4 protein-coding genes are annotated in these 6,518 nt (G+C 63.7%); 3 read left to right on the plus strand and 1 reads right to left on the minus strand.

Going from position 1 to position 6,518, the window contains the following annotated elements; all coding sequences use genetic code 11:
- Positions 1-111: 111 nt before the first annotated feature.
- Positions 112-615, minus strand: a complete 504-nt coding sequence (locus AB4Y32_RS30075; RefSeq protein ID WP_368724809.1) for a lytic transglycosylase domain-containing protein — start codon at positions 613-615, stop codon at positions 112-114.
- Positions 616-1,132: 517 nt separating this feature from the next.
- Here AB4Y32_RS30075 and gspD point away from each other — a divergent pair.
- From gspD to gspF, 3 genes are read left to right on the plus strand one after another with little or no spacing between them, the layout of a single operon-like run.
- A complete protein-coding gene (gene gspD / locus AB4Y32_RS30080; RefSeq protein ID WP_368724810.1) occupies positions 1,133-3,589 on the plus strand; it encodes a type II secretion system secretin GspD in 2,457 nt (818 codons plus the stop codon).
- Complete coding sequence (gene gspE / locus AB4Y32_RS30085; protein ID WP_368724811.1) at positions 3,586-5,127, plus strand: type II secretion system ATPase GspE; 1,542 nt, start codon at positions 3,586-3,588, stop codon at positions 5,125-5,127. The genes gspD and gspE overlap by 4 nt, the downstream gene beginning before the upstream one ends.
- A 4-nt stretch (positions 5,128-5,131) precedes the next feature.
- Positions 5,132-6,349: a type II secretion system inner membrane protein GspF gene (gene gspF, locus AB4Y32_RS30090; RefSeq protein WP_368724812.1), complete on the plus strand. Its 1,218-nt coding sequence runs from the start codon at positions 5,132-5,134 to the stop codon at positions 6,347-6,349.
- Positions 6,350-6,518 lie beyond the last annotated feature (169 nt).

Here is a 6,518-nt window from a genome sequence, read left to right on the forward strand (position 1 = left end):
GTGGTGCGAAAAACTTGAAGGTGAAAAACGCATGCGCCGGTCGAGCGTCAGACAGCGGGCGTCGGACTCAGACGGAAGCTAGCCGGCAGCAGCACGAAGCCGCATTGTGCATCAATTGGCGCGGGACCGACGCGTGTCGTTGTCCGCGGTGACGGATGTGCGAGCCCGATTATTTTCGGGCGGCATCAGGTTCCACTTGCGAAGTATCGCAACGATTTGCCTTGCGTACTCGTCGCGCAGCGATGGCGTTTCGGAATGGTAAGCACCGACGGCCGCCCATGTATTGCCGTACTTGTTCATCTTCTGCCGCAGATGCCACGCGGCGATGTACACGTTCTTGCACGGCTCCATCAACGTGCCCTGCGAGATGCCGTACTGCGAGAGCGCGGGCAGATGCACGGAGTTGATCTGCATGACGCCGTAGTCGGTCGAGCCGTTGGCGTTCTTATGCACGGCGGCGGGACGGTTATGCGATTCCTGCCAGGCAATGGCCCGCAGGATCAGCGGATTGACCTTCTGATAGTTGGCGGCCTCGTCAAAGCAGTCCGCGCGTGCAGACCCGGCGCCCAGCAGCGCGGCGAGTCCAACGGCGACAGTGAGTGAGGACGGCTTCATCGGTCAAGATGGTGAATTATGTCGGTGTGCGAACGGGAAAAACGGTAAAGACTACTTGAGACCCTTATCCTGCGGGCCTGCACTCGGGAAAACCCGCTAAGCATGTTATGCTCAAATGATTGGATCCGCCCGTATCATACCGGCTGGATATGTCGCGTTAAAGTTGGCCAACCGACATAAGCCAGTAAATTGCGGCCAAAGGGAAACCGTGTGTAACAACGTACGGTCCGAGTCACAAACTTTCAAGAACGTAACGAAGCACGCAATCAGACGACAGTCTGATTGGAATCGTTAGAGGAATCACACCGGCCTTTCGGTTTTTGTGACATTTCCGACACGAAAAGCTGTTACTGTTCATTGTTTTCGGTTACAGGGAAGCAAGGCGTTCCCGGCATTCGCTGCTGTGGGAACGTCGCGTCAGATCGAGGACGACCTTGTGTCGGCCCGTCGTCCACTGTGCATGATTGTCGGCGGTCACACCGTCGACTTCGAAATCCTATTCATGAGAAGAAATCGTATGGCATTGCGTCGCGTGGCGACAGCGCTGCTGGTCGCTGGCATGATCACCGCGCACACTGCACACGCACAGGTGACGCTCAATTTCGTCAACGCCGACATCGATCAGGTGGCCAGAGCGATTGGCGCGGCGACGGGTAAGACGATCATCGTCGACCCGCGTGTGAAGGGGCAATTGAATCTCGTCTCCGAGAATCCTGTCCCTGAAGATCAGGCGTTGAAGACCTTGCAGTCCGCGCTGCGAATGCAGGGCTTTTCGCTGGTGCAGGATCACGGCGTGTTGAAGGTGGTGCCCGAAGCGGATGCAAAACTGCAGGGCGTGCCGACCTACGTCGGCAATGCGCCCGCGGCGCGCGGCGATCAGGTTGTCACGCAGGTGTTCCAGCTGAAGAACGAATCGGCGAACAACCTGCTGCCCGTGCTGCGTCCGCTCATCTCGCCGAACAACACGGTCGCCGCGTATCCGTCGAACAACACGATCGTCGTCACCGACTACGCGGATAACGTGCGCCGCATCGCGCAGATCATTGCGGGCGTCGATACGGCAGCCGGCCAGCAGGTGCAGGTCGTGCAGCTGAAGAACGGGAATGCCATCGACGTCGCGACACAGATGTCGAAAATGCTCGACCCCGGCTCGATCGGCAATACGGACGCGACGCTGAAGGTCTCCGTGCAGGCCGACCCGCGCACAAATTCGCTGCTGCTGCGCGCGTCGAACGCGGCGCGCCTCGCGGCGGCGAAGTCGCTCGCGAAGCAGCTCGATGCGGCAACGGGCCAGCCCGGCAACATGCACGTCGTGCAGTTGCGCAACGCGGACGCCGTGCGTCTTGCGAAGACGCTGCGCGGCATGCTCGGCAAGGGCGGCAGCGAAACGTCGTCGTCGGGCGGCGCCAATGCTGCGAACGCGTTCAACCAGGGCAACGCGAGCTCGTCGACGGGCACCTCGGGCCAGCCCCCGCTGCCGGGCGGCTCGCTCGGCGGCTCGTCGTCATCGTCGATGGGCGGCAATCCGCTCGGCGGCGGCGGCGGCACCTATGGCGGCCAGGGCAACAAGGAGGCTGCGTTCCTCGGCGAAAAGGAAGGCGGCGGCGAAGAGAACCAGCCCGGCGGCATGATCCAGGCCGATGCGGCGACGAACTCGCTGATCATCACCGCGTCCGACCCCGTCTACCGCAACCTGCGCAGCGTGATCGACCAGCTCGATTCGCGTCGGGCACAGGTGTATATCGAGGCGCTGATCGTCGAGCTGTCGGCGACGTCGAGCGCGAACCTCGGCATCCAGTGGCAGGGTGCGCTGCTGTCGAACAGCGGCAACAACGGTCTTTACGGCAGTTCGAACTTCAATTCGAACGGTAGTCAGGGCATCGTGAACCTGACCGCGCAGGGCGCGATCATCGCGAACAACCCGGCCGCGGCGCTCGCGACGACGGGCACGAATCTGCTGAACAACGGCGTGAACATCGGCCTGCTGCACCGCTTCGGCAATGTGTTCGGTCTGGGCGGCCTGTTGCAGGCGCTGGCGCAGTCGAGCGACGCGAACATCCTGTCAACGCCTAACCTGATCACGCTCGACAACGAGGAAGCGAAGATCGTCGTCGGCTCGAACGTGCCTGTCGTGACGGGTTCGTACGCGACGCCGACCGCCAACGCCGCGACGTCCGTGACCGCGTTCAATACATTCGATCGTCAGGACGTCGGTATCGTGCTGCACGTAAAGCCGCAGATCACCGACGGCGGCATCATCAAGCTGCAAATCTACTCGGAAGATTCGTCCGTCGATCCGACCTCGACGAACAATCCGGGCGGCGTGACGATCATCAAGCGTTCGGTGCAGTCGACTGTGTTGTCCGACGATGGCGAGATCATCGTGCTCGGCGGCCTGATGCAGGACAACTACTCGAACGGCAACAGCAAGGTGCCGCTGCTCGGCGACATCCCGTGGCTCGGCCAACTGTTCCGCTCGGAAAACAAGGCGCGCACGAAAACCAACGTGATGGTGTTCCTGCGGCCCGTGATCGTGCGCGATCAGGCGACCAGTTCGTCGATTGCGTTGAGCCGTTACGACTATCTGCGCGCGCAGCAGGGCGGCTATCAGACGGACAATAACCTGATCCGCGACAAGAACATACCGATGCTGCCGCCCGCGCCGCCGGGACCGAGCGAAGGCGGCGTGCCCGCGCAGAACCTGTTCGACTTCAACGACATGACGCGCCGGCCGCAGGCGCCGAATGGTGCGAGTGACGTGAACGGCCCGAGTGGCTCGAACGGGACGAATGGTGTGAACGGCACGAACGCTGTGAACGGCGCGAACGGCGCGAATGGTGTAAACAGCATGAATGGCACGAACAACGTGAACGGCACGAACTCCGCAAACGGCGCCAATGGCACGAACGGAACGCCGGGCACGTCAGGTGCTGCAACCCAGGGCACGATTGCCTCACCCGGAGCAAGACCGTGAGCACGACGCCGCTTTCCGGGCCGCACGCCGCCGCTACAGCGGAAGGCGTACGCGAAGCACCGGAAACATCCGCTCAACCGGCGCGCGAAGCGCCTTCTCCGCTCGCCGCGCGGCTCGTGCCGTACGGCTTCGCGAAGAGCGGCCAGATTCTCGTCGCGCATCAGCATGCCGATACGATCGAAGTGTGGATCAGCGAGCGCACGAGTCAGGCCGCGCTCGCCGAAGTCGCGCGCAATTTCGGCGCGGTGTCGGTCGTGCGCACGAATGCGGATGAACTCGCGCAGGCGATCAATCAGGCGTACGCGCGCCAGGACGGCAGCGCCGCGCAGGTGGTCGGCGAAGTAGAGGGCGAAGTCGATCTGTCGCGTCTGATGCAGGACATTCCCGAAGTGGAAGACCTGCTGGAATCCGAAGACGACGCGCCGATCATCCGCATGATCAACGCGCTGCTCACGCAGGCTGCGCGCGAGCAGGCATCGGATATTCACATCGAGCCGTTCGAGAATGCATCGGTGGTGCGGTTTCGCGTCGACGGCACGTTGCGTGATGTCGTGCGTCCGAAAAAAGCGCTGCATGGCGCGCTGATTTCGCGGATCAAGATCATGGCGCAGCTCGACATCGCCGAGAAGCGCCTGCCGCAGGACGGCCGCATTACGTTGCGTGTCGGCGGACGGCCTGTCGACGTGCGCGTCTCGACGCTGCCGACGGGCCACGGCGAACGCGCCGTGCTGCGTCTGCTGGAAAAAGACGCGCAGCGTCTGAATCTCGAAGCGCTCGGCATGGCGCCCGATACGCTCGCGCAGTTCGACAAGCTGATTTCGCGTCCGCACGGCATCGTGCTCGTCACGGGCCCGACGGGTTCGGGCAAGACGACGACGCTCTACGCGTCAATGTCGCGGCTCGAAACGGCGACGACGAACATCATGACCGTCGAGGACCCGATCGAATACGACCTGTCCGGCATCGGGCAGACGCAGGTGAACGAGCGCATCGGCATGACGTTCGCCCGCGCGCTGCGTTCGATTCTGCGTCAGGACCCGGACATCATCATGATCGGCGAAATCCGCGACCTCGAAACGGCGCAGATCGCGGTGCAGGCGTCGCTGACGGGCCACCTCGTGCTCGCGACGCTGCACACGAACGATGCTGCGTCGGCCGTCACGCGTCTGACGGATATGGGCGTCGAGCCGTATCTGCTCGCGTCGTCGCTGCTGGGCGTGCTCGCGCAGCGTCTCGTGCGGCGCCTGTGTCCCGTGTGCAAGGAAGAGCGCGAAGAAGAAGGCGGCCGCAAGGTGTGGCACCCGGTCGGCTGCGACAAGTGCGGGCATTCGGGCTACGCGGGGCGTCGCGGCGTGTATGAACTGCTCAACGTCGACGAGCCGATCCGCACGCTGATTCACCGCAATGCCGCCGACGCCGAAATTGCTGAAGCGGGTCACAAGCAGGGCATGCGCACGTTGCGCGAGGACGGCGAGCGCTGGCTCGCATCGGGCATGACGTCGCTCGAAGAGGTGATACGCGTGACGGGCGGAGTCTGAGCCCATGCCCGCATTCCGCTTCGAAGCAATCGACGCCGCGGGAAAGGCGCAAAAGGGCGTGCTCGACGCCGACAGCGCGCGCGGCGCGCGCACGCAATTGCGCACGCAAGGGCTCACGCCGCTCGTCGTCGAACCGGCCGCGACGCGCACGCGCGGCGAGCGCAGCCAGCGGCTGTCGCTGGGACGCAAGCTTTCGCAGCGCGAGCAGGCGATTCTCACGCGGCAACTCGCGAGCCTGCTGATCGCAGGCTTGCCGCTCGACGAAGCGCTCGCCGTGCTCACCGAGCAGTCGGAGCGCGACTACATCCGCGAACTGATGGCGGCGATTCGCGCCGAAGTGCTGGGCGGCCATTCGCTTGCCAACGCGCTGTCGCAGCATCCGAAAGATTTTCCCGAGATCTATCGCGCGCTCGTCGCCGCCGGCGAACATACGGGCAAGCTCGGACTCGTCCTGTCGCGCCTCGCCGATTACATCGAGCAGCGCAACGCGCTCAAGCAGAAGATCATCCTTGCGTTCACGTATCCGACTATCGTGACGATCATTGCGTTCGGCATCGTCACATTTCTGCTGAGCTACGTGGTGCCGCAAGTCGTGAACGTCTTCGCGAGCACGAAGCAGCAGCTGCCGATTCTCACCGTCATGATGATGGCGCTCTCGGGCTTCGTGCGGAACTGGTGGTGGGCCGTGCTGATCGCGGTGGTGGTCGTCGTCTATGTGGTGCGTTCGATCCTCGCGCAGCCGGCGCCGCGCTTCGCGTTCGACCGCTGGACGCTGACGGCCCCGCTCTTCGGCAAGCTCGTGCGCGGCTATAACACGGTGCGCTTCGCGAGCACGCTCGGCATCCTGACGGCTGCGGGCGTGCCGATCCTGCGCGCGTTGCAGGCGGCGAGCGAAACGCTCAGCAACCGCGCGATGCGCGGCAATATCGACGATGCGATCGTGCGCGTGCGCGAAGGCACGTCGCTGTCGCGCGCGCTCGGCAACACGAAGACGTTTCCGCCCGTGCTCGTGCACCTGATCCGCTCGGGCGAAGCGACGGGCGATGTCACGACGATGCTCGACCGCGCGGCTGAAGGCGAAGCGCGCGAACTCGAACGGCGCACGATGTTCCTGACGAGCCTGCTGGAGCCGCTGCTGATCCTGGCGATGGGTGGCGTGGTGCTGGTGATCGTGCTGGCCGTGATGCTGCCGATCATCGAGCTGAACAACCTGGTGCAGTGACGGCGGGTGTCACGCCGCCAGGACGTGACGGCGCACTGTAATCGGAGAGCGTCGCGCCGTCACAGCGGAAGAAATCAGCGCACGTAGATGGTCGGGCCGGGCGCGTTCGCGGGCAGGAACACTTCGGAGCGCGCGCCGTTGCGATCGATGATGATCGAGCGCGCGCGCA

Origin of the sequence: Paraburkholderia phymatum (assembly GCF_040965635.1) — a bacterium.
GTDB lineage: Bacteria > Pseudomonadota > Gammaproteobacteria > Burkholderiales > Burkholderiaceae > Paraburkholderia > Paraburkholderia phymatum_B.